The sequence below is a fragment of the Pseudomonas sivasensis genome (genome assembly GCF_013778505.1).
In the GTDB taxonomy this organism is placed as follows: Bacteria; Pseudomonadota; Gammaproteobacteria; order Pseudomonadales; family Pseudomonadaceae; genus Aquipseudomonas; species Aquipseudomonas sivasensis.
Genome location: NZ_JAAOWU010000005.1, coordinates 196,819 through 218,436, shown reverse-complemented (window position 1 = coordinate 218,436; position 21,618 = coordinate 196,819). Strand labels below are relative to the sequence as shown.

Annotated in this window: 18 protein-coding genes and 2 pseudogenes; 17 read left to right on the top strand and 3 right to left on the bottom strand. The window is 57.3% G+C overall.

Features of this window, described 5'->3' with window-relative positions; all coding sequences use genetic code 11:
• Positions 1 to 1,158 precede the first annotated feature (1,158 nt).
• From G9Q84_RS30005 to G9Q84_RS11760, 8 genes and pseudogenes are all read left to right on the top strand, one after another.
• Positions 1,159 to 1,929 (top strand): annotated as a pseudogene (locus G9Q84_RS30005) (MCP four helix bundle domain-containing protein); the annotation flags it as partial.
• Positions 1,906 to 2,787 (top strand): methyl-accepting chemotaxis protein, encoded by an 882-nt coding sequence (locus G9Q84_RS30000; protein WP_455885242.1) that lies wholly within the window; start codon positions 1,906 to 1,908, stop codon positions 2,785 to 2,787. The pseudogene G9Q84_RS30005 and the gene G9Q84_RS30000, both read left to right, overlap by 24 nt.
• Positions 2,788 to 3,601: 814 nt before the next feature.
• On the top strand, positions 3,602 to 4,168 hold the full coding sequence (locus G9Q84_RS29285; RefSeq protein ID WP_233896834.1) for a hypothetical protein: 567 nt from the start codon (positions 3,602 to 3,604) through the stop codon (positions 4,166 to 4,168).
• Between the two features lie 708 nt (positions 4,169 to 4,876).
• The gene (locus G9Q84_RS11780) at positions 4,877 to 5,626 is read left to right on the top strand and encodes a hypothetical protein (RefSeq protein WP_032889588.1); all 750 of its coding nucleotides are present in this window, start codon (positions 4,877 to 4,879) and stop codon (positions 5,624 to 5,626) included.
• Between the two features lie 172 nt (positions 5,627 to 5,798).
• Positions 5,799 to 6,068 (top strand): hypothetical protein, encoded by a 270-nt coding sequence (locus G9Q84_RS11775; RefSeq protein ID WP_095184460.1) that lies wholly within the window; start codon positions 5,799 to 5,801, stop codon positions 6,066 to 6,068.
• A 110-nt stretch (positions 6,069 to 6,178) separates the two neighbouring features.
• Positions 6,179 to 7,492, top strand: a complete 1,314-nt coding sequence (locus tag G9Q84_RS11770) for a methyl-accepting chemotaxis protein (protein ID WP_032889586.1) — start codon at positions 6,179 to 6,181, stop codon at positions 7,490 to 7,492.
• Positions 7,493 to 7,539: 47 nt separating this feature from the next.
• A pseudogene (locus G9Q84_RS11765) lies at positions 7,540 to 8,015 on the top strand (GAF domain-containing protein).
• A gap of 282 nt (positions 8,016 to 8,297) precedes the next feature.
• Positions 8,298 to 8,801 carry a hypothetical protein gene (locus G9Q84_RS11760; protein ID WP_164440486.1) on the top strand — a complete coding sequence of 168 codons (504 nt, stop codon included), beginning with the start codon at positions 8,298 to 8,300 and terminating at the stop codon, positions 8,799 to 8,801.
• A gap of 49 nt (positions 8,802 to 8,850) precedes the next feature.
• Here G9Q84_RS11760 and G9Q84_RS11755 read toward each other — a convergent pair whose 3' ends face one another.
• Both G9Q84_RS11755 and G9Q84_RS11750 read right to left on the bottom strand, forming a co-directional pair.
• The gene (locus G9Q84_RS11755; protein WP_099601318.1) at positions 8,851 to 9,477 is read right to left on the bottom strand and encodes a helix-turn-helix domain-containing protein; all 627 of its coding nucleotides are present in this window, start codon (positions 9,475 to 9,477) and stop codon (positions 8,851 to 8,853) included.
• Positions 9,478 to 9,481: 4 nt separating this feature from the next.
• Positions 9,482 to 9,640 carry a hypothetical protein gene (locus G9Q84_RS11750; RefSeq protein ID WP_163033225.1) on the bottom strand — a complete coding sequence of 53 codons (159 nt, stop codon included), beginning with the start codon at positions 9,638 to 9,640 and terminating at the stop codon, positions 9,482 to 9,484.
• A gap of 237 nt (positions 9,641 to 9,877) precedes the next feature.
• On the opposite strand from G9Q84_RS11750, the gene G9Q84_RS11745 reads away from it, so the two are divergent.
• The 3 genes from G9Q84_RS11745 (at position 9,878) to G9Q84_RS11735 (ending at position 13,574) form a co-directional block, all read left to right on the top strand.
• Positions 9,878 to 11,986: a TonB-dependent receptor family protein gene (locus G9Q84_RS11745; RefSeq protein ID WP_181643355.1), complete on the top strand. Its 2,109-nt coding sequence runs from the start codon at positions 9,878 to 9,880 to the stop codon at positions 11,984 to 11,986.
• Positions 11,987 to 12,102: 116 nt separating this feature from the next.
• Complete coding sequence (locus G9Q84_RS11740; RefSeq protein WP_032889583.1) at positions 12,103 to 12,645, top strand: sigma-70 family RNA polymerase sigma factor; 543 nt, start codon at positions 12,103 to 12,105, stop codon at positions 12,643 to 12,645.
• Positions 12,642 to 13,574, top strand: coding sequence for a FecR family protein (locus G9Q84_RS11735; RefSeq protein WP_122756492.1), 933 nt, complete (start codon positions 12,642 to 12,644; stop codon positions 13,572 to 13,574). The genes G9Q84_RS11740 and G9Q84_RS11735 overlap by 4 nt, the downstream gene beginning before the upstream one ends.
• Here the strand turns inward: G9Q84_RS11735 and G9Q84_RS11730 are convergent.
• Positions 13,571 to 15,382 carry a sigma-54-dependent Fis family transcriptional regulator gene (locus G9Q84_RS11730; protein ID WP_122681263.1) on the bottom strand — a complete coding sequence of 604 codons (1,812 nt, stop codon included), beginning with the start codon at positions 15,380 to 15,382 and terminating at the stop codon, positions 13,571 to 13,573. The two genes, G9Q84_RS11735 and G9Q84_RS11730, sit on opposite strands and share 4 nt — an antisense overlap.
• A 236-nt stretch (positions 15,383 to 15,618) precedes the next feature.
• Between G9Q84_RS11730 and G9Q84_RS11725 the strand changes: the two genes are divergently transcribed.
• Genes G9Q84_RS11725 through G9Q84_RS11700 form a run of 6 tightly spaced genes read left to right on the top strand, consistent with a single transcriptional unit; the run spans position 15,619 to position 21,542 of the window.
• Entirely contained in the window at positions 15,619 to 16,713 is a 1,095-nt protein-coding gene (locus G9Q84_RS11725; protein WP_032889580.1) for an ABC transporter ATP-binding protein, read from the top strand.
• A complete protein-coding gene (locus G9Q84_RS11720) occupies positions 16,713 to 17,810 on the top strand; it encodes an ABC transporter ATP-binding protein (RefSeq protein ID WP_122822437.1) in 1,098 nt (365 codons plus the stop codon). Before G9Q84_RS11725 ends, G9Q84_RS11720 begins: the two co-directional genes overlap by 1 nt.
• Complete coding sequence (locus G9Q84_RS11715) at positions 17,807 to 18,673, top strand: carbohydrate ABC transporter permease (protein ID WP_032889576.1); 867 nt, start codon at positions 17,807 to 17,809, stop codon at positions 18,671 to 18,673. The genes G9Q84_RS11720 and G9Q84_RS11715 overlap by 4 nt, the downstream gene beginning before the upstream one ends.
• A 10-nt stretch (positions 18,674 to 18,683) precedes the next feature.
• On the top strand, positions 18,684 to 19,484 hold the full coding sequence (locus tag G9Q84_RS11710; RefSeq protein ID WP_003232361.1) for a carbohydrate ABC transporter permease: 801 nt from the start codon (positions 18,684 to 18,686) through the stop codon (positions 19,482 to 19,484).
• A 10-nt stretch (positions 19,485 to 19,494) separates the two neighbouring features.
• Positions 19,495 to 19,767, top strand: coding sequence for a DUF2160 domain-containing protein (locus tag G9Q84_RS11705; protein ID WP_014718862.1), 273 nt, complete (start codon positions 19,495 to 19,497; stop codon positions 19,765 to 19,767).
• A 32-nt stretch (positions 19,768 to 19,799) separates the two neighbouring features.
• Entirely contained in the window at positions 19,800 to 21,542 is a 1,743-nt protein-coding gene (locus tag G9Q84_RS11700; RefSeq protein ID WP_032889572.1) for an ABC transporter substrate-binding protein, read from the top strand.
• Positions 21,543 to 21,618 lie beyond the last annotated feature (76 nt).

The following is a 21,618-nucleotide window of genomic DNA, read 5'->3' as shown; positions in this document are numbered from 1 at the left end:
AACATTCAGCTCGATAATCACTGTGCGTCAGTGCCACTTCCTAAAACAGTGCATGCATTGACGCGCACGCCAAGTCCTCAACTGCCCTCTGCAGAATGAGCAGCGGGCAATTTTTTGCTCGCACAGAGGCCTCATCCGATGGCGGAAATATTCCCAGACAACATCCGGATCAATATTTTCTCGGCGGACTATCTCATCTACTACTGCCTGATCACCCTTCTCGTGGAAAACCCCGATGATCGCTAGCGTCTCAATTGATGGACAGTAAGCAGTAATTGATTCGCCGCATCGATTACAAACACGTTGACCATAGTCAGTAGTCATAAATTCGTTTCAGTGCCTGGAACTGGAGATGACCTTTTTACTAGACGCGGGGTGCAGTGACAACGTCCGCTTTGGGTCGATAGCTGCCTGTCGCTGGCACGCGACTGCCGCTAACGAGCCGTTGCGTTCAACCGTCAGCGAATTTTAGGGCAAAAATAGGGCATTATCGGGGCCGGTTCTGGCCGCTTGGCGCAGGATGCAAGCGGGGAGAGCGCAGTATTTTCTGGCCTTGTGCGGCCTAAAGGCCCTGGGGAAGGGGTTCGAATCCCTATCTTTGAGTTGGTTTCTCTACGACCACATTCGAACCTAAGCTGCCCGTTGCGAAGGGCAGCAGTCGGCCAAAAGCGGACGTCGAGTATCTACAAAAGCGGGTGCTATTCAGCTCTCCGTTACCTGAGCACCTACGTATTTTTGAGGATGACGGGAAAGTCGTAATGATGAAAAGCCGAAGTGTTCCTCACTTGATCTTTGAACGGTCCGCTATGACGATTGTGCGGAGCTTACCTCGACTAAATTAATCGAATCACACGCACCGCTCTGAACGTAGTCAACTAAGTGTAAAGCCATTTCGCGGGCTGATTGTTAAGTGCCTATGCGTTGTAGGGGATTTGTCGCTTTAAAGCTTGGTCGGCGCTCACCCCAGTAACAACAAACGCATCTGGAACGCTGTTTCATTCGGTGTCTAAGGTTAAATCTGTGATAGAGACGTTTAGAAACATAATGTTTCAAATAAAAAGCCAGACTTTCCTCGTTGCGCCGCATTACTCGACGAATGGTACTTAAGCGCTCACGACAACTGACGACATAGCTTACAATTCAGACGAGGCTTTTATTATGATATTGCGCAAACTCAACCTTGCTCCACGCTCAGCTCTATGCTTCGGTTTCTTTTGCCTGATGATAATTTCGCTGGGGCTCATCGCTCTCAAACAGGCGTCGAGTTTGAAGGATTCTGAAAGTTTCGTTGAGACGAATGTCGTACCCAGCATATCCATGCTTGGGGTCATTGACAGGGAGTTCGTAAGCATCAGAGGGAGCAACGCACGGTTGCGAAACCCTGTAGAGCCAGAAAGCCGAAAAGCGCAGGCTTTAGAGGAGTTGAAAAAGGCAAGAATTAATATCCAGAATTTGATTTCGAATTTGCAGCCGCTGATCGTAACCCCGATGGGCAGGCAGAAAATTGATACGCTTTCAACAAGCCTTACCAGCTATCAGGTCTTACAAGATCAATATCTTTCTTTCATTTCTTCAGGGAATTTAGATGAGGCAGTCAAGCTTTCCAGCGAGTCGATGAAGCAATCTGCTGACGCCGTTGAGAGCGATATCAAAGCAATGATAGAAGTTAATAATAATAAAGCGAAACGGGCTGGCGAAGAGGCGAGCCGAACCTATGAGCAAGCTAAATTGATCGTTGGTGGTTTTATATTAATCAGCACCTTGGCTGCTATTGTACTTGCCCTGATGTATACCCGAAGTATTACGAACCCTATTAGTCAAACACTAGCTATTGCTGAGCGCATTGCTAAAAACGATCTCACCGGAGTCATTGAAGCAAAAGGGCACGATGAGGTGGCCAGGCTCATGCAAGCTTTAGGCGCAATGCAACATAGTCTACGAAATACCCTTTCTTTGATATCTGATTCTTCCAACCAGTTGGCATCAACTTCTGAAGAAATGCATGCTGTCACCGAAGATGCCAATAAAGGTATGTTGCGTCAAAATAATGAAGTCGAAATGGCGGCAACTGCAGTCACTGAGATGAGTGCAGCTGTTGAGGAGGTGGCTAGAAATGCGTCTTCAGCCTCCGAGGCCGCTAATCGATCCAACTCTGCCGCTTTGGCTGGCCGCGCACGCGTTGACGAAACTGTGCAGGCCATCAGCCTGATGGTCGCAAATGTCGAAGATGCATCCCAAGAGGTTCAAGGGCTCGCCGTAATGGCCACTGACATTAGCAAGGTTTTGGATGTTATTCGTGCTATCGCCGAACAGACCAATCTTCTTGCGTTAAACGCTGCTATCGAAGCTGCTCGTGCTGGTGAGGCTGGTCGAGGCTTCGCAGTAGTCGCAGATGAGGTCAGGGCTTTGGCTCATCGTACTCAGCAATCAACCAGTGAAATTGAGCAGATGATCAGCTCAATTCAGAAAGGTACTGGATCTGCCGTATCCGCAATGACCCAGACGAACACCCAAGCCCAGAAAACATTAGACACTGCTCAAGGTGCCGGTTCGGCTTTGGTGGAGATTACTGAATCTATCGACAATATAACGGAGCGCAACGTCCTGATTGCAACCGCATCGGAAGAGCAGGCTCAGGTTGCAAGGGAGGTAGATCGCAGTCTAGTGAGCATCCGTGACCTTTCAAGTCAAGCGGCAGAGGGCTCCAGTCAGACAGCTATCGCAACGTCCGAGCTCACAAAGTTAGCGGTCGAATTGAACAAGTTGGTCAGGCAATTTCAAATGTAGAGATACAGTCACTATGAATAGCAACCGCTTTTATAGATATTCGACGTCCGCTTTTGGCCGAAAGCAGTCATGGTGTATCTCATAGGTCTTTGGCTTTTTTGGTATTTTTTCATTCGGCAGAACGCCGGGGGAGGGGCAAAAACAGTTCCCAAACCAAAACCGCACCCCTTGCAGAATGTGGCCTGTAGCTTGGTTGGTTGCTGTGAGTAAAGGAACGCCGAAGGCCTTCAAGGTACCAGCCCGCTTGAGTTTGCATTGCGGTCTTGAAAACCGGCGGACGTTAATAGCGTCTCCAGGGTTCGAATCCCTGGTTTCCCGCCAAGATTCAAACGAAAGCCCCGCAAATGCGGGGCTTTCGTGTTTCTGGAGTTCTGGTTGCGGAAGACGGTTCGTCATAGGCATGCCTAAATTTGCCTATTCGAAGGATTTGACGGTTGTATATCTCCTTCTGTAACCCGTTTGGTAACCGCCTGCTCACCGTGCACCAGTGGCTGACTCGGGCCGCGAATGTCGATAACTTTCGGTGCTGTCTTGGGCCTTCTATCACGAAGTTGAAACCACCACAGTGGCTTAGTAGCCGCGTTGTACCTCCTTTGCCTTCCTGATGCGTCGGTCCGGATTCTCCCGCTCAGCATCCCCAATCAGGGGGCATGCTTAGTTTGGTCCCATAAATTGTCCCAATAATTTTGTGGCTTTTCTGAAGAGCTTTTACTCGTCATCTTTTTGTTTTTTTACTATTATCGCTCATCTGTGCACTCAAGGAAGAGAGGCTGAGCGCCTTGAGTCTGGTAGAAAATTTACACTCGATCACTGAATGAGTTATGACTTTTACCCAGAACCTAACGACTCAGCCAACCGTAATTACTTCTTGGTGAAACCGATGGATAAAATGTGTGGCATCGTTGTAGTGGTAGGACTTGCCCTCTCGGGATGCGCTACGAAAACTCCAGAAAAACCTAACGTGACTCCACCCCCTGCCGTGGTCCATGAAGCACCACCTGAAGTCGCCCATTCGACACCAGAAAATTGGACTGTGCGTTATGAAGCTGCACCTGCTGCGAACGCCAGTGCTGAATCCCCAGTCCATGCCTCTGCTGAAGCCGCTCAGTCAGAATCAGAAACAGACCTAAATCAAAATCGCGCTGAGCAATGCCGTAAAGAGCTGGATGTTTTAAAGGTTTATAACAAAGCGTCTTACGCCAAATATGAAGCGGAATACCAAGCCATTGCTGCCAAAACTGCTAAATACATGGAAATTAAAGACTCGTTAGGCCCCGATTTAAACTACATGGTTATGCCCGCTTATCAATTTCAAATTCGCGAGTTCTGCTTCCGAGTTAAAACCCGTCTGTCGGAGCTTGTGCTTCGCCAAGCCAAATAATGACTCCACGTTAGGGGGCGGTCTTTTGCCAGTAGAGGAAGCGCTGAAAAAGACTTCCGTCTCTGTTGAAGTACGTGCCTCACGGGACTCGAATGGTTGAGCGCCGATGAAGTATATTTTCTTCGCGGTTGCCGAATGCGCTGGCAAGCACAAGTAGATCCAGCATGGGCACTTCTTGGCCTAGAGATGCTATGTGGTGTCCAAGAAGCGCTCGAATCCCTGGTTTCCCACCAAGATTCATACGAAAGCCCCGCAATGCGGGGCTTTTTTGGTTTTGGGATTTTGGAGTCAGATGGGCAATACCTCTCACTGCCACACCCGCAGCCACTGTTAAAGGCAGTTTCTCATCTCAATCAGCAGAAAAGCTGAGCCACCGAAAGCAGGCAAATCATCTGGGCAAACATCTGTGCTCGAATTGGATGCTTCATCGCCGTCACCTCGTAGGCAGTTGCTGGTGGTAGTGCCGTAGGCAATGTACATATATGCGCCAGAACGCTCGAAAATGGAAATGCAACCCTGGCTCGCCAACAACACATTCAACTGCTTCCAGAAGTATAGACCCTGTGACGAATTCGTCACGAAGCGCTCTGGCACACACTTCGAACACAATCTGCCGATATCGGTCGCACTTTTTTTGATTTCTCGGCTCTATCCTTGTCCCAGCCCCGCCGATTCCCCGCGAGGGCAGTAGAACAAGATCGGGTTTCGATGGATCGTACGTTTCCTCTTTCAATCATTCGTCGCCTACGCCGGCCACTGCTGTTGGTTGCGATGTTTGTACTCGGCGCCACCGGTTGCACCCAGCAACAGGGGCAGGACATTGCCAAGCAGTTCAGCAATGGAAAGCCCGATGAGTTCTTTCAAACCAGTGTCGATCGTATGGCGACCCTGGGCATGCGTGACAACCTGCAAAGTTTGTATTTACTGATGAGCAAGCTCTATCTGCGCAATCCCAGCCAGTGGCGACAGTCGGGTTACCCGGATGCGGTGAGTGCCGAGCGAGAGATTCGCCAGGCGATTGAGCAGCGACGACCGCTGCCCGCCCTGGGCGAGCGTCGCGATCTGGTCGCCTTGAGCTACTCCTTGAGCCCAGAGTTTCAGGGCGATCGAGTCGGTGCGTTTATCTATGCGATCGGCAGCATGCTGGTGACAGCCCATGGTGGGCGCACCGAGTTCTACATAACCGACTCGATCAATCCACAGTTTGTCAGCAATGCCGCGCGCAATATCGAGAAGGCCACATGGCTGCTCAGCAAGCGCCAGGATGCGAATGGCGTGTTGCTGTTGTTTTCCAATGAGATATCGGAGGAGGGCAGCAACCTTAGTTTTGCGGTGGAATTTGGCAAGATCGTGGCGCGCCTCGATCTGCTGACACAGATGCTTGATGAACGATACCGGCGTATAGGTCTCAACTATGCGCAAAGCTTATTGCTGATGAATTTCCTGCCAGTACAGTGAGCTGCCGGCAGGCAACGCGGTAGCGTCAGCCCGATATGCACTACCCTAATCCTCGTGCAGGTAAGGTCTTTCTCTTTTGGTTGTAGGAAACAGCCTATCTTGCACCCCCGTGCTTGAAACACCCCGACGTCGGCAATAGCCTCGGACTTTTCCGAAAAAGTGAGGCCCTACCTTGGGGAAGCGAAAAACGGTGTGGCCGACGGACCGCGAGATACGCCTGCGCTTTATCCTCTTTGCGGTGATCAACGCCGCGAGTATCGAGGGAGTTCCCGCCGAGTTGTTATTGCCTGCGCACAAACTGCTGCGTGACTCACCCACCGAAGCGCAGTTGATCGAGGCCCTTCGGGAAATACTGGCGGCTGATGAGATGTACGGGTTCAGGTTTGCGGTGGGATCCGAGGCAGACGATCTGATGCAGGCACTGGATAAGCCCGGCGATTAATCCATCTTCGTTGAGCGGTACAACTGAGGGGCAAGTGACTATTCGTCGGCCTATGCTTAAGCCGTAGGCCGCATGGCCGATGCAGTGATGACTACCCCAGGGACGCCGCCATGTTTAATCGCCGTTTGAAGAAGGATCTGCAGGACCGGGACGACGAGCTTTTCCAGTTACGACAGCTTGTTGCGCAGTATGACCGTGGCATGCTCTCCATATGCCTGGATGCTGACTTGCGGCTTACGGCCGTCAACGAGGATTTTGCCCGGGCTTTGGGCTACTCCCGCGAACAGTTGCAGGGTCGACTCCTGAGTGAAATTGTTCCGCCTTACGTCATGGATTTACCCTGTTTTCGTGACTTCAACGCAGCAATCGCCCGTTCAGAGCCGGTGAGTGACGATTACCGCTTCCTGCGCAGTGATGCCAGCCTGGCGTGGATCAACCTGACATGGTGCCCGATCAGAGGGCGTGACGGCCGGCTGTCGCAGATCCAGGGCTACGGCACCGAAGTCAGTCGCGCCATTGAGCAAGCCAAAGAAAACGAAGCGTTTATCAACGCGTTGATACGTTCGACGGCCGTCATCCAGTTCCGACTGGACGGAACGGTGGTCACCGCCAATACCCAGTTCCTCGACGCCATGGGCTACACGCTCGATCAGATCGTCGGCAAAAAACACAGTATGTTCTGCACCACGCAGGAGGCCGCTTCGAGCGGTTACGCCGCGTTCTGGCAAACCCTCAATCGCGGCGAATTTGTCGCCAGCCGCTTCAAACGCGTGGACAGCCGTGGCAACGAGGTGTGGCTCGAAGCTACCTACAACCCGGTGCACGATGCGGAAGGCAAGCTGTGCAAAGTGGTCAAGTTTGCCAGCGTGGTCACCGACCAGGTCCTGCGCGAGTCCGAGGTCAAGGCCGCCGCCGGCGTGGCCTACGAGGTGTCGCTGCAAACCGATGTCACGGCCGAACGTGGCGCCGCGGTTGTGCAGAACACTGTACAGACTATGCAAAACATTGCTCTGCAAATGCAATCCGCCACCGGGAGCATTGAGGCGTTGGGCAAACAATCGTTGCTGATCAGCGCGATTGTGCAGACCATCGGGGGCATCGCCGCGCAAACCAATCTGCTCGCGCTCAATGCCGCAATTGAGGCCGCCCGGGCGGGTGAACAGGGCCGTGGATTTGCGGTCGTAGCTGATGAGGTAAGGCAATTGGCCAGCCGTACCAGCACAGCGACCGAAGAGATCGTCAGCGTGGTCCAGCAGAACCAGCGCCTCGCCGACGAAGCCATCACAGAAATGTTCAGCAGTCGCGAGCAGGCTGAGCAAGGCCTGACACTGGCCAACCAGGCTGGCGCCGTCATCACCGAGATCCAGGGTGGCGCCAAGCAGGTGGTGAACGCGGTGGGGCGTTTCGCGAATGAGCTGCAATAGCCCAGGTATAGGGCTGCTTGGTTTTATTTGAGAATCAGGAGAGCGCTATCAAACCTTTAACCTCTGAAGAACTGGCGGTCATCGCCGAGATAGAAACGGCGTCCAATATTCTGCGGCTGGCTACACGCCTGACGGATATGCGCTTCTCGGCGATCTCGAAAATGACCGATACCCATTGGGTGGCATGTGCGGTGTACGACGAGCTGCATTCGGCGTGGAGGTCGGCTATGAATTGCAGCTTGAAGCCACGCTGTGCAACGGTCTGCGTGCTAATCCCACCCCCATCATCATCGAACACGCCAGCAAGGATCCGGTTTTCTGGCAAAACCCATTGCCCAGGGAGCATGGCTTCGAAAGCTATATCTCACTGCCGATTGTCTTCTCCGATGGCAGCGTCTTCGGCACCCTATGCGCTTTGGACGTACTCCCCAAAAAACTGGAAAACCCGCAAATGGTCGAGATACTCACCATCTTCACTCGCCTGATCAGCACCACGCTGGAATTGCAGTACAGCCGGACCTGAGGCTGGTGTTTCTGAGCCAGCGTTAGATCGTTTATTTCCTTAAGGTTGGTGGGTATTCCTGGTTCGAATATCCATCACATCGATTACGCTGTTTTGATTTACCAAACCGTTGTCATCACAGCGCAATCCCGGTCATCACATTACGTTTCGCTGTTGCGGTTGACTAAACGGGCTGCGCAACACCCATTCCCGCTGCTCTGCCGTCGTCTTGTGCAGCGCTCCGGCATCACTAGAATCGGCGCCAGAACTTAGCCATTTCCTGTCGATTACGGAGTTTCGAACATGATGAACGCAATGCAGATGCCGATGAACACCGCCATGCCAATGATGCCGATGATGGGCATGCCGATGATGATGGCGACCATGAAGTGCGAAATGGCCGGTGACGCGATGATGTGCACCATGAAGCCTGCCGCCGGCATGGACATGGCTCAGTTCAAGACCAACGCCGAGATGATGGCGATGATGATGAACTGCGGCATGCCGATGATGATGCAGTGCGCCAATATGTCGATGATGTGCCTGTCGGCCGACGCCATGGCCATGATGGCGAGCATGAATATGCCGATGATGATGCCGATGGGCATGTCGATGCCGATGATGAAGTGCGTGATGGAATGCACGATGCAGGCCGATGGCATGCTGTGCAAAATGATGCCGATGCCGGGCATGAGCATGGCCATGATGGACAACTGCTGCATGCTCATGAACAAGTTGATGAGCGATTGCGCCATGCCGATGATGATGAGCTGCAACGGCATGCCAATGATGTGCTGCACCTGCTGACAGGTCCCGCGCAACCAAAAACGCCCCGAATAGTCGGGGCGTTTTGCATTCAGTCCAACCGTTCTGGGTAGGTGATCACCAGGAACGCCACCGCCTCGCTGTCCGCCGGGTTGCGGTAGCGGTGGGGCTGGTCGGCGTAGAACAGGATCGAATCGCCGGTAGACAGCAAGTAGCGCTCTTCATTGACGCTGACTTCCAATACGCCCTGGGCGACCACCAGGTTTTCCTGGATGCCTGGGCCATGGCCTGCGGACACTTCCTCACCCAGAGCGCGCAGGCGGATCTCGTAGAACTCCGACTGGCGCGCCGTATCGTAGGGAAACAACGCTCGACTGATAAACGCCCCATCGGCACTCACCAGGCGTTTGCTCTGTTGCGCCGGCAACACCTCGACCCCTTCGAATGCGCGGTCTTCCAGGAACGCCGCCACCGACACTTTCAATCCTTTGGCAATCTTGCACAGCACCTTGATCGACGGCACGCTGCGCCCGGATTCGATCTGCGCCAGCATCGCCCGGCTCACGCCACAGGCACGGGCCAGTCCGTCCAGTGACAAATGGCGCTTGCTGCGCAGGCGTTGCAGGTTATGTGCGACGCACAGGCTGATTACATCGTCGTCCGTAGTAGGTTTGGGTAGGGGGGCGGGAGGTTCGGGAAGCACATGCAGGAAATTCATCGGCCTACGCCCGGCGGGTATCGCTGGGCGTCGCAGCGTGGTTGGTAAACACCGCCAACCCTGCGCGTGCCGCGTACATCGTCCACATCAACTCAGCCGCTGCGCGGGCCTGGCGGCGTTTGCGGTGAAGGGTAAAGTCAATGACGTTCGCGGATGTTGGCATCAGGGTTATCTCGTAGGTGACTCAGTGGCTCCACAATAATGGTTAGTGGTTATTTCTTTAAATACTGAGTTTGCATGTGTTAATTCGTTTTTGGACTTAAAAAGAAAGCGGGTCCGAAGGTGTTGTGGGAAGGGTCTGGTCCATTAAAAAGGCGTGACTTGGTGATCATCGCTGGCTTCCCATCACTGTTCGCGTGACGGCCCAGCCGTCACGCCCCCGCATTTCAAGGACTCACCCATGCTGCTGCGCCAACCTCCATTCCTGTTTGCCGCCCTGACCTTAAGCTCGCTGGTGCATGCCGAAGACTTGCAGCTGGCACCGGTCGAAGTCACCACCGCTGAAGCCACGGCTGGAGAAGTCGCCCAGGCGCAGCTCAAGAGCGTGCCCGGCGCCATCAATTACATCGACATGAGCAGCGTGCAGCAGGGGCGGGTGAGCACCAACGAAGATGTGTTCAAGTATCAGCCGGGGGTGTACGCCAAGGCGGCGAATAACGAAGGGGTGAAACTGTCCATTCGCGGTTCGGGCCTCAACCGCAGCCCTGGCTCCCATGCGTCGGGGCTCTACGAGATGTTCGATGGTCTGCCGCTGACCGGTCCCGGTGGCACACCGTACGAGCTCAAGGATCCGTTATGGCAAAGCCGGGTCGAGGTGTTACGCGGCGCCAACGGTTTTGATCAGGGCGCCCTGGCGCTCGGTGGCGCGGTCAACTACGTGACCCGAACCGGCTACGACGCACCCAAGCTGCAGGTGCGCTATGAGGCGGGCAGTCGTGGCTACGCCCAGCGCGAGATCAGTTCGGGGCAGGTGCTGGGGGATGCGGACTACTACATCAGCCTGACTGACTCGGAATCCGACGGCTACCAGCGCCAAAGCGCGGCCACGGGCAAGGGCGTGGCCGCCAACTTCGGCTATCGCTTTAACCCGAATCTGGAAACCCGCTTTTATTTCCGTTACCGCGAAACCACCAACGACACCCCCGGCAAACTCACCCGCGACCAGATCAGTCACGACCCGCGCGCCGCCAACAGCCTCAACGCCGCTCGCGACTCCAAGCGCCTGCAACCCGGCTCAACCTGGATCGCCAACAAAACCACCCTGCAACTGGACGACAACTCCCGCCTTGAAGTTGGCCTGGCGTATCACGATTACCCGATGGACCTGCGCGAGGGCACTATCCGTCTGAAAGTCGCCTACACCGACGTCAGCAGCACCCTCAATTACATCCGCCAGGACACGGTGTTCGGTCACGACAGCAAAACCACCCTAGGCCTGCGCACCACCCAGGCGATGCCCAATAACGGCGGTGCCGAGTATGTGCGCATTCCCGCTGGCAACACGGCCAGCTACGCCCCCGGCACCAAGACCCGCGACTACAGCTACCTCGGTTCCGACACCGTGTTGCATATCGGCAACGACCTGGAACTGATACCAGACCTGTGGCTGACCACCGGCCTGGCCGCCATCTACACCCGCCGCGAAACCCAGGTCAGCTATCCCGAAGGCCAGGCGCCGCTCAGCCAGCACGATTGGGACTACGCGCCTCGCATCGGGCTGCGTTACGACTTCAACCCGCAATTGCAGGTGTACGGCAACCTCAGCCGCTCGGTCGAGCCGCCGCACGCGTGGTCGATGATCTGGGGTTCCAACAAGTACTTCCCGGAGAAGAGCGGACCGGCCACTGGCCTGGCGCGCGAAGGCGTCAGCCTGAAAAACCAGACCGCTACCACCCTGGAAGTCGGCGGTCGCGGTGAAGCGTGGCTCGGCCAGTGGGACCTGGCGCTTTACCGCTCCGAAGTGCGGCACGAACTGCTCGCTGTGGAAACCCAGACTGAAGCATTAACAGTCGTCGTTGAATCCAACGCCAGCCCCACCGTGCATCAAGGTGTGGAACTGGGCCTGCTCAGCCCGGTGTGGGATGGCGGCCGCAGCGGCAAGCTTGACCTGCGCCAGGCCTACACCTTCAGCGACTTCCATTACCGTGACGACGACCGCTTCGGTGGCAACACCTTGCCGGGCATCCCCAAGCACTACTATCAGGCGCAACTGCGCTACAGCCACCCGACCGGTTTCTACACCAGCCTCAACACCGAGCATTCATCAAAGGTGGCGGTGGACTACGCCAACTCCTACTACGCCGCGGCCTATACGATCGTCGGCGCAACGTTCGGCTACGACGCGCCAAAGCAGGATTGGCAAGCTTGGGTTGACCTGCGCAACCTCACTAACCGCCGTTACGCCAACACGGTCACGCCGGGCTATGACGACAAAGGCCTGGATGTTGCTCGGTCTACACCCGCGGATGGTCGTGGCATCTACACCGGCGTGTCGTGGAGCTGGCGCTAAGCGGACACACTTGTGGGAATGGGCTTTCAGAGAATGTGAGCCCGCTTGCTCCAACGCTGTTTTACTGGCATTGTTTGCGCAATTGGTAACACTTCCCATTTGAGAATTTTTTGCGCATGCATGACATTCCGGCCGCGCTGGGCGACTCAGCGCGTCAGCAGGCCCTTACGGCGATGTACCGCGAGCACCATGGTTGGTTGCATGGCTGGCTGCGCAGGAAACTCGGTTGCTCCCAGCACGCCGCCGACTTGGCACATGACGCATTCATCCGTGTCCTGATGCTGGCCGAGCCGCAAGCTATCAAGGAACCCCGGGCCTTCCTGGCCACCACGGCAGGGCGCCTGCTGATCGACGGCGCCCGTCGTCGGCGTATCGAAAAAGCCTATATGGAAGCGCTGGTCATCCAGTGCGAAGACGCCGGCATGCCCGACCCGGCGGCGATCCATGTTGCGCTACAAGCCTTGGAACGCATCGCCGAAATGCTCGCCGGTTTACCGACCAAGGCCCGCGAGGCGTTCCTGTTGAGTCGCCTCGATGGGTTGACCTACAGCGAAATCGCCGCACGCCTGGCGGTGTCCCCCAGCACCGTCAAAAACTACATTTCCAGCGCCCTGGTGCACTGCTATCACAGCCTGCACGCGGCGGATCCACTGACATGAACTCCGAACAGATCATCCAGCAAGCAGCGAATTGGCTGACGCGCCTGCACGATGAGGATGTCACCGACGCTGACCGTCAGGCCTTCACTACCTGGTGCGAGGCCGACCCGCGCCACGCCGTGGCCATCGACCGCATGCGCGCCTTATGGGGCAGCCTCGACAGCGTGCCGGCGCAACCGGCTCGCCTCGCCCTGAACCGCGCATTTGCCCCGCAACGGGCGCGCAGCGCACAGGTGCTGGGGGTGCTCGGCGTCGTGTTCTGCGGTTGGCTGAGCCTGGAGCACCTGCCGGTGTGGATGGCCGACCAGCGCACCGGCGTCGGCGAGCGCCGTCAGATCGCGCTCGAAGACGGCAGCCAGTTGCAGCTCAACAGCAACTCGGCGGTGGACGTGAAGTTCGACGGCCACCAGCGGGTGATCGAGCTGCTGCAAGGCGAACTCTGGGTAGACGTGGCCAAAGATGCGCAACGGCCGTTCGTGGTACGAACCGACCAAGGCACGGCGACCGCACTGGGTACGCGTTACCTGGTCAAGCGTGCGCCGGACGGCACAACAGTGGTCACTGTGATCGAGTCCACCGTGGCGGTTAAAGGTGAGGTCGAGGAAGGCGTCAAGGTCACCGCCGGCCAGCGTTCCGTCCTCGACCATGGCCGCGCCATGCCTGCGCAGGCGATCGGCAATGCCGACCCGGACGCCTGGACTCGCGGCCTGCTCAAAGTCAACGACCAGCCGCTGAGCGAAGTACTGCAAACCCTGGCCAGCTACCGTCCTGGCATGGTGCGTTTCGACCCACAAGCGCTGCGCGACCTGCGCGTGTCTGGCGTGTTCAAGCTGGACGATACGGCGGCGGCCCTGTCGACCTTGGCGGATAACCTGCCGATCCAGGTGGAGTACTTCACCGACTTGCTGGTGGTGATCAAGCCCCGCTAGTGCTGGCGCAGGCGTTTGTACAAGGTATTGCGGCTCACCCCCAGTTCCCGCGCCAAGTGGGAAATATTCCCGCCGGCCGCCTTCAAACGTTGGGTCAGATCAATGCTGTCGTCCAGGTACTCACTGGTCGGCAGCGGCGGCGCCACGTTCAAATCCACAAAAAAATCATCCGGCAGATGCTCCGCCCGTATCGGTTGCTCCTCGGCCATGGCCAGCGCCACCTGCAAAACGCTGCTGACCTGGCGCAGATTCCCCGGCCATGGGTGCTGCTCGAATAACGCCAACACCTCAGCGCTCAAACCGGCCCATTGAGTGGGCTCGCGGTGTTGTTGCCACAGTTGCTGGAACAGCGCCTGCTTGTCGGTACGCTCGCGCAAGGGTGGCAACTCCAGGGTCAGGCCGCCGATGCGGTAGTACAAATCCTCGCGAAAGCGCCCGGCTTGCACCAGCTCGCGCAGTGCGCGGTTGGTCGCCGATATGATGCGCAAATCCACCGGGAACAACTCGCTGCTGCCCACCGGTTGCACGCAACGCTCCTGCAACACGCGCAGCAGGCGCGCCTGGGTCGGCAGTGGCATATCACCGATCTCATCGAGAAACAGCGTGCCCTTGTCGGCCTTGCGGATCAGGCCAATGCTGCCTTTTTGATTGGCGCCGGTGAACGCGCCTTTTTCGTAGCCGAACAGTTCCGATTCCACCAGCTCAGCGGGAATCGCCGCACAGTTCACCGCGATAAACGCCTTCTGGCTGCGGGAGCTGGCCTGGTGCAGGGCTTTGACGAACACTTCTTTGCCCACGCCAGTCTCGCCGTGGATCAGCAGCGGGATATCTTTTTCCAGCAAACGCTCGGCCTGGCGCACGGCTTTTTCTACGCGAGCATCACCAAAATGCAGGGTGTTGAGACCAATCGTCGCCTGTTTCGAAACCACAGGCTCACTGAAGACGCGCGCCTGCACTGGCATCTGCTTGGGGCGTTTCAATAAGCACTGAAACCGATTGCGTCCCGCCGCTTGCAACGAAAACGGCAAGCCCTCCGGTTGGTTGAGCAACTCCAGCAGCGACACTTTGAACAAGCTGTCGATCATCACCCGCGACAGGCTGATGCCCAGCAGGTTATCGGCGCGGCGGTTGGCCGACAGCACCTGGCCACTTTCATCAAAGATCAGCAGGCCCGCCCATTGGCTGTCCAGGTTGCTCAGGCCGGTGTTGAAGGTCAGTTGGAAATGCTCACCACGAAATAGATTGAGGATCAGCCGGTTCTCAACGGTCTGGCTCATCATCTTGACCATGCCCAGAGTGTGGGAGGGCGGCAGATAACTGTCGCTGGACACATCCAACACCGCGATGATCTCGCGCTGAGCATCGAAGATTGGCGCCGCCGAACCGGTCATGAAACGGTTGGCCTTGAGGAAATGTTCGTCGTGTTCGATATGCACCGCCTGGGCACAGGCCAGCGCGGTGCCGATGGCATTCGTACCGCTGGAGCGCTCCTGCCAACTGGCACCGGCGCTGAATCCACGGGCCAGCTTGGGCTCGATAAAGCGTTGGGTGCCCCACGAGGTCAACACCTGGCCCTGGTTGTCCGCCAGCATGATCAGGCAGTTGGAATTGCTCAGGATGTTTTCGTAATAGGGCAGGACTTCCTGGTGCGTGGTCTGCACCAGGGAATGCTGGCTTTCCAGCAGTTGGCTGATGCCCTCGGCCGGCAATTGATCGAAGCTGGGCGTGCTTTGGTGGTCCAGGCCGAAGGCGCGGCAACGGCGCCAGGAGTCTTGGATGATGGTGTCGTGCGCCAAGGGTTCGGCCATCGGGCGACCTTCTGTTTTTATTGTTTTTATGGGGCCCCGCAGGCGCGGGGGCCCCATTAGTGTTGTTCAGAACTGTTCATTGTCAACCCCCTGAGTGTTCAGTTGTTCAGCCCGATTGTTCACTCCCGAACATCCCATTCACTCCATTTCCTTGTGGATCAAGCACCTGCCGTTTTTGGCACGAAACTCGCTCTGACGACTGGCCAGATTCATTCCAATAATAAAAAGGTCGTGTCATGTCATTGACCCTGGAACATGTCTCCCGCGTCGTCGAAGGCCAAACCTGGATCGACGATGCCACCCTGCGTTTCGAACCCGGTTCCTTTAACGTGCTGCTCGGTCGCACCCTGTCCGGCAAGACCAGCCTGATGCGCTTGATGGCCGGCCTGGACAAACCCGACAGCGGTCGCATCCTGATGAACGGCGTCGACGTCACCCACAAGCCGGTGCGCCTGCGCAACGTGTCGATGGTGTACCAGCAGTTCATCAACTACCCGACCATGACCGTGTTCGAAAATATCGCCTCGCCGTTGCGGCAGGCCGGTGTGTCCAACGAGGTGATCCAGAGCAAGGTGCTGGAAACCGCCAGGATGCTGCGCATCGAGAAGTTCCTCCAGCGCCACCCGCTGGAGCTGTCCGGTGGCCAGCAGCAACGCACGGCCATGGCCCGCGCGTTGGTCAAGGATGCCGAACTGATCCTGTTCGACGAGCCGCTGGTGAACTTGGACTACAAACTACGCGAAGAGCTGCGCCAGGAAATGCGCGAGCTGTTCCAGGCCCGCCACACCATAGCGATTTACGCCACCACCGAACCCAACGAAGCCCTGGCCCTGGGTGGCACCACCACCATCCTGCACGAAGGCCGGGTGATCCAGAGCGGCAAGGCCGCGGAGGTCTACCACCAGCCACAGACGGTGCTCGCCGCCGAGCTGTTTTCCGAGCCACCGATCAACCTGATGCCTGGGCGTATTGCTGGCAACGAGGTGAGTTTCGCCAATTTTGTGCACTTCCCGCTGAACGTCGACCTGCGCCCCATCGGCGAGGGCGAATTCCGCTTTGGCGTGCGCCCCAGCCATATCAGCCTGGTGCCGAGCAACGACGACGATCTGGAGCTGGCGGTAACCGTAGAAGTCGCCGAGATCAGCGGCTCGGAAACCTTCCTGCATGTGCGCAGCGAACACTTCCTGTTGGTGCTGCACCTGCCGGGGGTACATGAGTACGACGTCGACGCGCCGATCCGCGTGTATATCCCCACCCATAAACTGTTTGTGTTCGATGGCCAGGGCCGTTTGGTCCAGGCCCCCGGGCGCCGTGTCGCGAGGGTTGCCTGATGGCCGAGATCCATTTGCAGAACCTGGCGCACAGCTATAACCCCGCGCCGACCGGGCCCGAAGACTACGCGATTCGGGAAATGAACCACGTCTGGGAACAGGGCGGCGCCTACGCTTTGCTCGGCCCGTCGGGCTGCGGCAAGTCGACCCTGCTCAATATTATTTCCGGCCTGCTCAGCCCGTCCGAAGGCCAAGTGTTGTTTGACACGAAAGTCGTCAACGACCTCACGCCCGAGAAGCGCAACATCGCCCAGGTGTTCCAGTTCCCCGTGGTGTACGACACCATGACCGTGTTCGACAACCTGGCGTTCCCGCTGCGAAACCAGGGCATGGCCGAAGCGAAAATTCACAGCAAGGTGCAGGAAATCGCTGAAGTCCTCGACCTGCAAAACCTGCTGAGCAAGAAAGCGCGCAACCTCACCGCTGACGAAAAACAGAAAGTCTCCATGGGCCGTGGCCTGGTGCGTGACGACGTGTCGGCCATCCTGTTCGATGAGCCGCTGACAGTGATCGACCCGCACCTCAAATGGAAACTGCGGCGCAAGCTCAAGCAGATCCATGAGCAGTTCAACATCACCATGGTCTATGTCACCCATGACCAGTTGGAGGCTTCCACCTTTGCCGACAAGATCGCGGTGATGTATGGCGGGCAGATCGTGCAATTCGGCACGCCACGGCAATTGTTCGAGCGGCCTAGCCACACGTTTGTCGGCTATTTCATCGGCAGCCCTGGGATGAATCTGATCGAAGTGCAGGCCGAGGCGGGCGGGGTGCGGTTTGCCGGCACCCACTTGCCATTGCCCGAGGCGTTGCAACAACGCATCGCCAGCACGGACTACAAGAAATTGCAGGTGGGTATCCGCCCGGAATTTATCCACGTGTGGGACGAGTACAACCCCGACGCCATGCAGGCCGATGTCACACATTTGGAAGACCTCGGCACCTACAAGATCATGACGCTCAAGCTTGATGGCGCCACCTTGAAAGTGCGTTTGGCCGAAGACAAACCGGTGCCCGAAGGCACGGCCTCCATCAGCTTTCCCGCGCAATGGCTGATGCTCTACGCCGATGATTACCTGCTGGAGGTGCTGCCATGAACAAGGTGCAGAACAACAAGGCTTGGTGGTTGGTGCTGCCGGTTTTCCTGCTGGTGGCGTTCAGCGCGGTGATCCCGATGATGACCGTGGTCAACTATTCGGTGCAGGACATTTTCGACCAATCCAGCCGCTATTTCGTCGGTGCCGATTGGTACAAGCAGGTATTGCTCGACCCGCGTCTGCACGACTCCCTGCTGCGCCAGTTCATCTATTCGGCCTGCGTGCTGTTGATCGAAATCCCCCTGGGCATCGCCATCGCCCTGACCATGCCGACCAAGGGCCGCTGGTCGTCCCTAGTACTGATCGTGCTGGCGATTCCACTGCTGATCCCGTGGAACGTGGTGGGCACCATCTGGCAGATCTTTGGCCGTGCTGACATTGGCCTGCTGGGTTACAGCCTCAACGCCATGGGCATCAGCTACAACTACGCGGCCAATACGGCGGATGCCTGGGTGACCGTGCTGGTGATGGACGTATGGCACTGGACCTCATTGGTGGCGCTGCTGTGCTATTCGGGGTTGCGGGCGATTCCGGACGTGTACTACCAGGCCGCGCGGATTGATCGTGCATCGGCCTGGGCAGTCTTCCGACATATCCAACTGCCCAAGATGAAAAGCGTGCTGCTGATCGCGGTAATGCTGCGGTTTATGGACAGCTTCATGATCTACACCGAGCCCTTCGTCCTGACCGGCGGTGGACCGGGTAACGCCACCACTTTCCTGAGTCAGACGTTGACCCAGATGGCCGTAGGTCAATTCGACCTTGGCCCGGCGGCGGCGTTTTCCCTGGTGTATTTCCTGATCATCTTGTTGGTGTCCTGGCTGTTCTACACCGCCATGACCCACTCTGACGCCAACCGCTGAGGCCGCTGACATGAGCAAACGCAAGCTTATTCCGCTGCTGATCTACATCCTGTTCCTGCTGGTGCCGATCTACTGGCTGTTGAACATGTCCTTCAAGAGCAACACCGAAATCCTCGGCGGGCTCACGTTGTTTCCCCAGGATTTCACCCTGGCGAACTACAAGGTGATCTTCACCGACCCCAGTTGGTACACCGGCTACCTCAACTCGCTGTACTACGTAAGCCTGAACACGGTGATTTCCCTGAGTGTGGCGCTGCCGGCGGCGTATGCGTTCTCGCGCTATCGTTTCCTGGGGGATAAGCACCTGTTCTTCTGGCTGCTGACCAACCGCATGGCGCCGCCGGCGGTGTTCTTGCTGCCGTTCTTCCAGCTGTATTCGTCCATCGGTTTGTTCGACACGCACATCGCTGTAGCCCTGGCTCACTGCCTGTTTAACGTGCCGTTGGCGGTGTGGATCCTCGAAGGCTTCATGTCCGGCGTGCCCAAGGAAATCGACGAAACCGCCTACATCGACGGCTACTCGTTTCCGAAGTTCTTCGTGAAGATTTTTATCCCGTTGATCGGCTCCGGCATCGGTGTGACTGCGTTTTTCTGCTTTATGTTTTCCTGGGTCGAGCTGCTCCTGGCGCGCACCCTGACGTCGGTCAACGCCAAGCCCATCGCAGCGGTGATGACGCGCACGGTGTCGGCCTCGGGTATCGATTGGGGCGTGCTGGCAGCGGCGGGGGTGTTGACCATCCTGCCGGGCATGCTGGTGATCTGGTTTGTTCGCAACCACGTGGCCAAGGGCTTTGCCCTGGGCCGGGTCTGAGGAGTCGATGATGGAATGGATGGCCTGGACCACCCCCACTGCACTGTTCTTTGGCGGCATCGCCCTGATTCTGGCGGGCATGACCACTTGGGAACTGCGTTCGCCGAGCATCCCCCGGCGCGGTTTGTTACCGATCAGCACCACCCGTGGTGATCGCTTGTTTATCGGTCTTCTCGGCAGCGCCTACCTGCATTTGCTGGTTATCGGCGTTACCGACTGGAGCATCTGGGTGGCGTCCGCGCTCTCCCTGGTATGGCTGTTGAGTGTGATGCGTTGGGGTTGATGCCCTTATAAATAAACAACCTGGAGGTCTCTATGTTGAATAAGAACAATAAGCTGCGACATAGCATTTCATTGGCTGCCGTACTGGCCCTCAGCGGTTTGAGCGCCACGGCTTGGGCCGATGCGTACGAAGATGCCGCGAAAAAATGGATCGGCAGCGAGTTCAAACCGTCCACGCTCACGGCTGAGCAGCAGCTTGAGGAGCTCAAGTGGTTTATCAAGGCCTCGGAACCGTTCCGTGGGATGAAGATCAACGTGGTGTCGGAAACCCTCACCACCCACGAGTATGAATCCAAGGTGCTGGCCAAGGCCTTCAGTGAAATCACCGGGATCAAGCTGACCCACGACCTGCTTCAGGAAGGCGACGTGGTCGAGAAGCTGCAAACCCAGATGCAGTCGGACAAGAACATCTATGACGGCTGGGTCAACGATTCCGACTTGATCGGTACGCACTTTCGCTATGGCAAGACCGAATCCATCACCGACCTGATGGCCAACGAAGGCAAGGACTTCACCTCGCCGACCCTCGACCTCAAAGACTTTATCGGCCTGTCCTTCACCACCGCGCCGGACGGCAAGATCTACCAGCTGCCCGACCAGCAATTCGCCAACCTTTATTGGTTCCGCGCCGACTGGTTCGAGCGCCCGGAGCTCAAAGCCAAGTTCAAGGAGAAATACGGCTACGACCTCGGCGTGCCGGTGAACTGGTCGGCCTATGAAGACATCGCCAAATTCTTCAGCGAAGACGTCAAGGAAATCGACGGCAAGCGCATCTACGGGCACATGGACTACGGCAAGAAAGACCCGTCCCTGGGCTGGCGCTTCACCGATGCCTGGTTCTCCATGGCCGGCGGCGGCGACAAAGGCCTGCCCAACGGCTTGCCGGTGGACGAGTGGGGCATTCGCGTGGAGGACTGCCATCCGGTGGGCTCCAGCGTGACCCGCGGCGGCGACACCAACGGCCCGGCCGCGGTGTTTGCCACGCAGAAATATGTGGACTGGATGAAAGCCTATGCGCCACCGGAAGCGGCGGGCATGACCTTCTCCGAGTCGGGGCCGGTGCCGTCCCAAGGCAACATCGCCCAGCAGATCTTCTGGTACACCGCGTTCACCGCCGACATGGTCAAACCGGGCTTGCCGGTGGTGAATGCCGACGGCACGCCGAAATGGCGCATGGCGCCGTCGCCTGTGGGACCTTACTGGGAAAAGGGCATGAAGAAGGGCTATCAGGACGTAGGCTCCTGGACCTTCCTCAAATCCACGCCTGAGAAGCAAAAACTCGCGGCCTGGCTCTACGCGCAGTTCGTGACCTCGAAAACCGTCTCGCTGAAAAAAACCATCGTGGGTTTGACGCCGATTCGTGAGTCCGACATCAACTCCCAGGCCATGACCGACATGGCCCCCAAACTCGGCGGTCTGGTGGAGTTCTACCGCAGCCCGGCGCGCACCGAGTGGTCACCGACCGGCACCAACGTGCCGGACTACCCACGTCTGGCGCAACTGTGGTGGAGCAACATCGCCTCGGCCGCCAGCGGCGAGAAAACCCCGCAACAGGCGCTGGACAACCTGGCCAAGGAGCAGGACGCGATCATGACGCGCCTGGAACGCTCCAAAGTGCAACCGGTGTGCGGCCCGAAAATGAACCCCGAGCGTGACGCGCAATACTGGTTCGACCAACCGGGCGCACCGAAACCGAAACTGGCGAACGAGAAGCCAAAAGGCGAGACCGTGAGCTACGGCGACCTGCTCAAGTCGTGGGAGGCGGCGCGTAAATAACAGGTCTGCTGGATTTCTGTGACGAGGGAGCTTGCTCCCGTTGGACTGCGCAGCCGCCTCATTTTTGGGGGCGCTT

What these genes read in the sequence shown, in the direction of transcription:
- G9Q84_RS30000 (WP_455885242.1), top strand. Translation starts at nt 1,906, where the DNA reads ATGCAAGCTTTAGGCGCAATGCAACATAGTCTACGAAATACCCTTTCT.
- G9Q84_RS11700 (WP_032889572.1), top strand. Translation starts at nt 19,800, where the DNA reads ATGTTGAATAAGAACAATAAGCTGCGACATAGCATTTCATTGGCTGCC.
- G9Q84_RS11780 (WP_032889588.1), top strand. Translation starts at nt 4,877, where the DNA reads ATGGATCGTACGTTTCCTCTTTCAATCATTCGTCGCCTACGCCGGCCA.
- G9Q84_RS11720 (WP_122822437.1), top strand. Translation starts at nt 16,713, where the DNA reads ATGGCCGAGATCCATTTGCAGAACCTGGCGCACAGCTATAACCCCGCG.
- G9Q84_RS11705 (WP_014718862.1), top strand. Translation starts at nt 19,495, where the DNA reads ATGGAATGGATGGCCTGGACCACCCCCACTGCACTGTTCTTTGGCGGC.
- G9Q84_RS11745 (WP_181643355.1), top strand. Translation starts at nt 9,878, where the DNA reads ATGCTGCTGCGCCAACCTCCATTCCTGTTTGCCGCCCTGACCTTAAGC.
- G9Q84_RS11715 (WP_032889576.1), top strand. Translation starts at nt 17,807, where the DNA reads ATGAACAAGGTGCAGAACAACAAGGCTTGGTGGTTGGTGCTGCCGGTT.
- G9Q84_RS29285 (WP_233896834.1), top strand. Translation starts at nt 3,602, where the DNA reads ATGAGTTATGACTTTTACCCAGAACCTAACGACTCAGCCAACCGTAAT.
- G9Q84_RS11755 (WP_099601318.1), bottom strand. Translation starts at nt 9,477, where the DNA reads ATGAATTTCCTGCATGTGCTTCCCGAACCTCCCGCCCCCCTACCCAAA.
- G9Q84_RS11740 (WP_032889583.1), top strand. Translation starts at nt 12,103, where the DNA reads ATGCATGACATTCCGGCCGCGCTGGGCGACTCAGCGCGTCAGCAGGCC.
- G9Q84_RS11725 (WP_032889580.1), top strand. Translation starts at nt 15,619, where the DNA reads ATGTCATTGACCCTGGAACATGTCTCCCGCGTCGTCGAAGGCCAAACC.
- G9Q84_RS11710 (WP_003232361.1), top strand. Translation starts at nt 18,684, where the DNA reads ATGAGCAAACGCAAGCTTATTCCGCTGCTGATCTACATCCTGTTCCTG.
- G9Q84_RS11730 (WP_122681263.1), bottom strand. Translation starts at nt 15,382, where the DNA reads ATGGCCGAACCCTTGGCGCACGACACCATCATCCAAGACTCCTGGCGC.
- G9Q84_RS11735 (WP_122756492.1), top strand. Translation starts at nt 12,642, where the DNA reads ATGAACTCCGAACAGATCATCCAGCAAGCAGCGAATTGGCTGACGCGC.
- G9Q84_RS11770 (WP_032889586.1), top strand. Translation starts at nt 6,179, where the DNA reads ATGTTTAATCGCCGTTTGAAGAAGGATCTGCAGGACCGGGACGACGAG.
- G9Q84_RS11750 (WP_163033225.1), bottom strand. Translation starts at nt 9,640, where the DNA reads ATGCCAACATCCGCGAACGTCATTGACTTTACCCTTCACCGCAAACGC.
- G9Q84_RS11760 (WP_164440486.1), top strand. Translation starts at nt 8,298, where the DNA reads ATGATGAACGCAATGCAGATGCCGATGAACACCGCCATGCCAATGATG.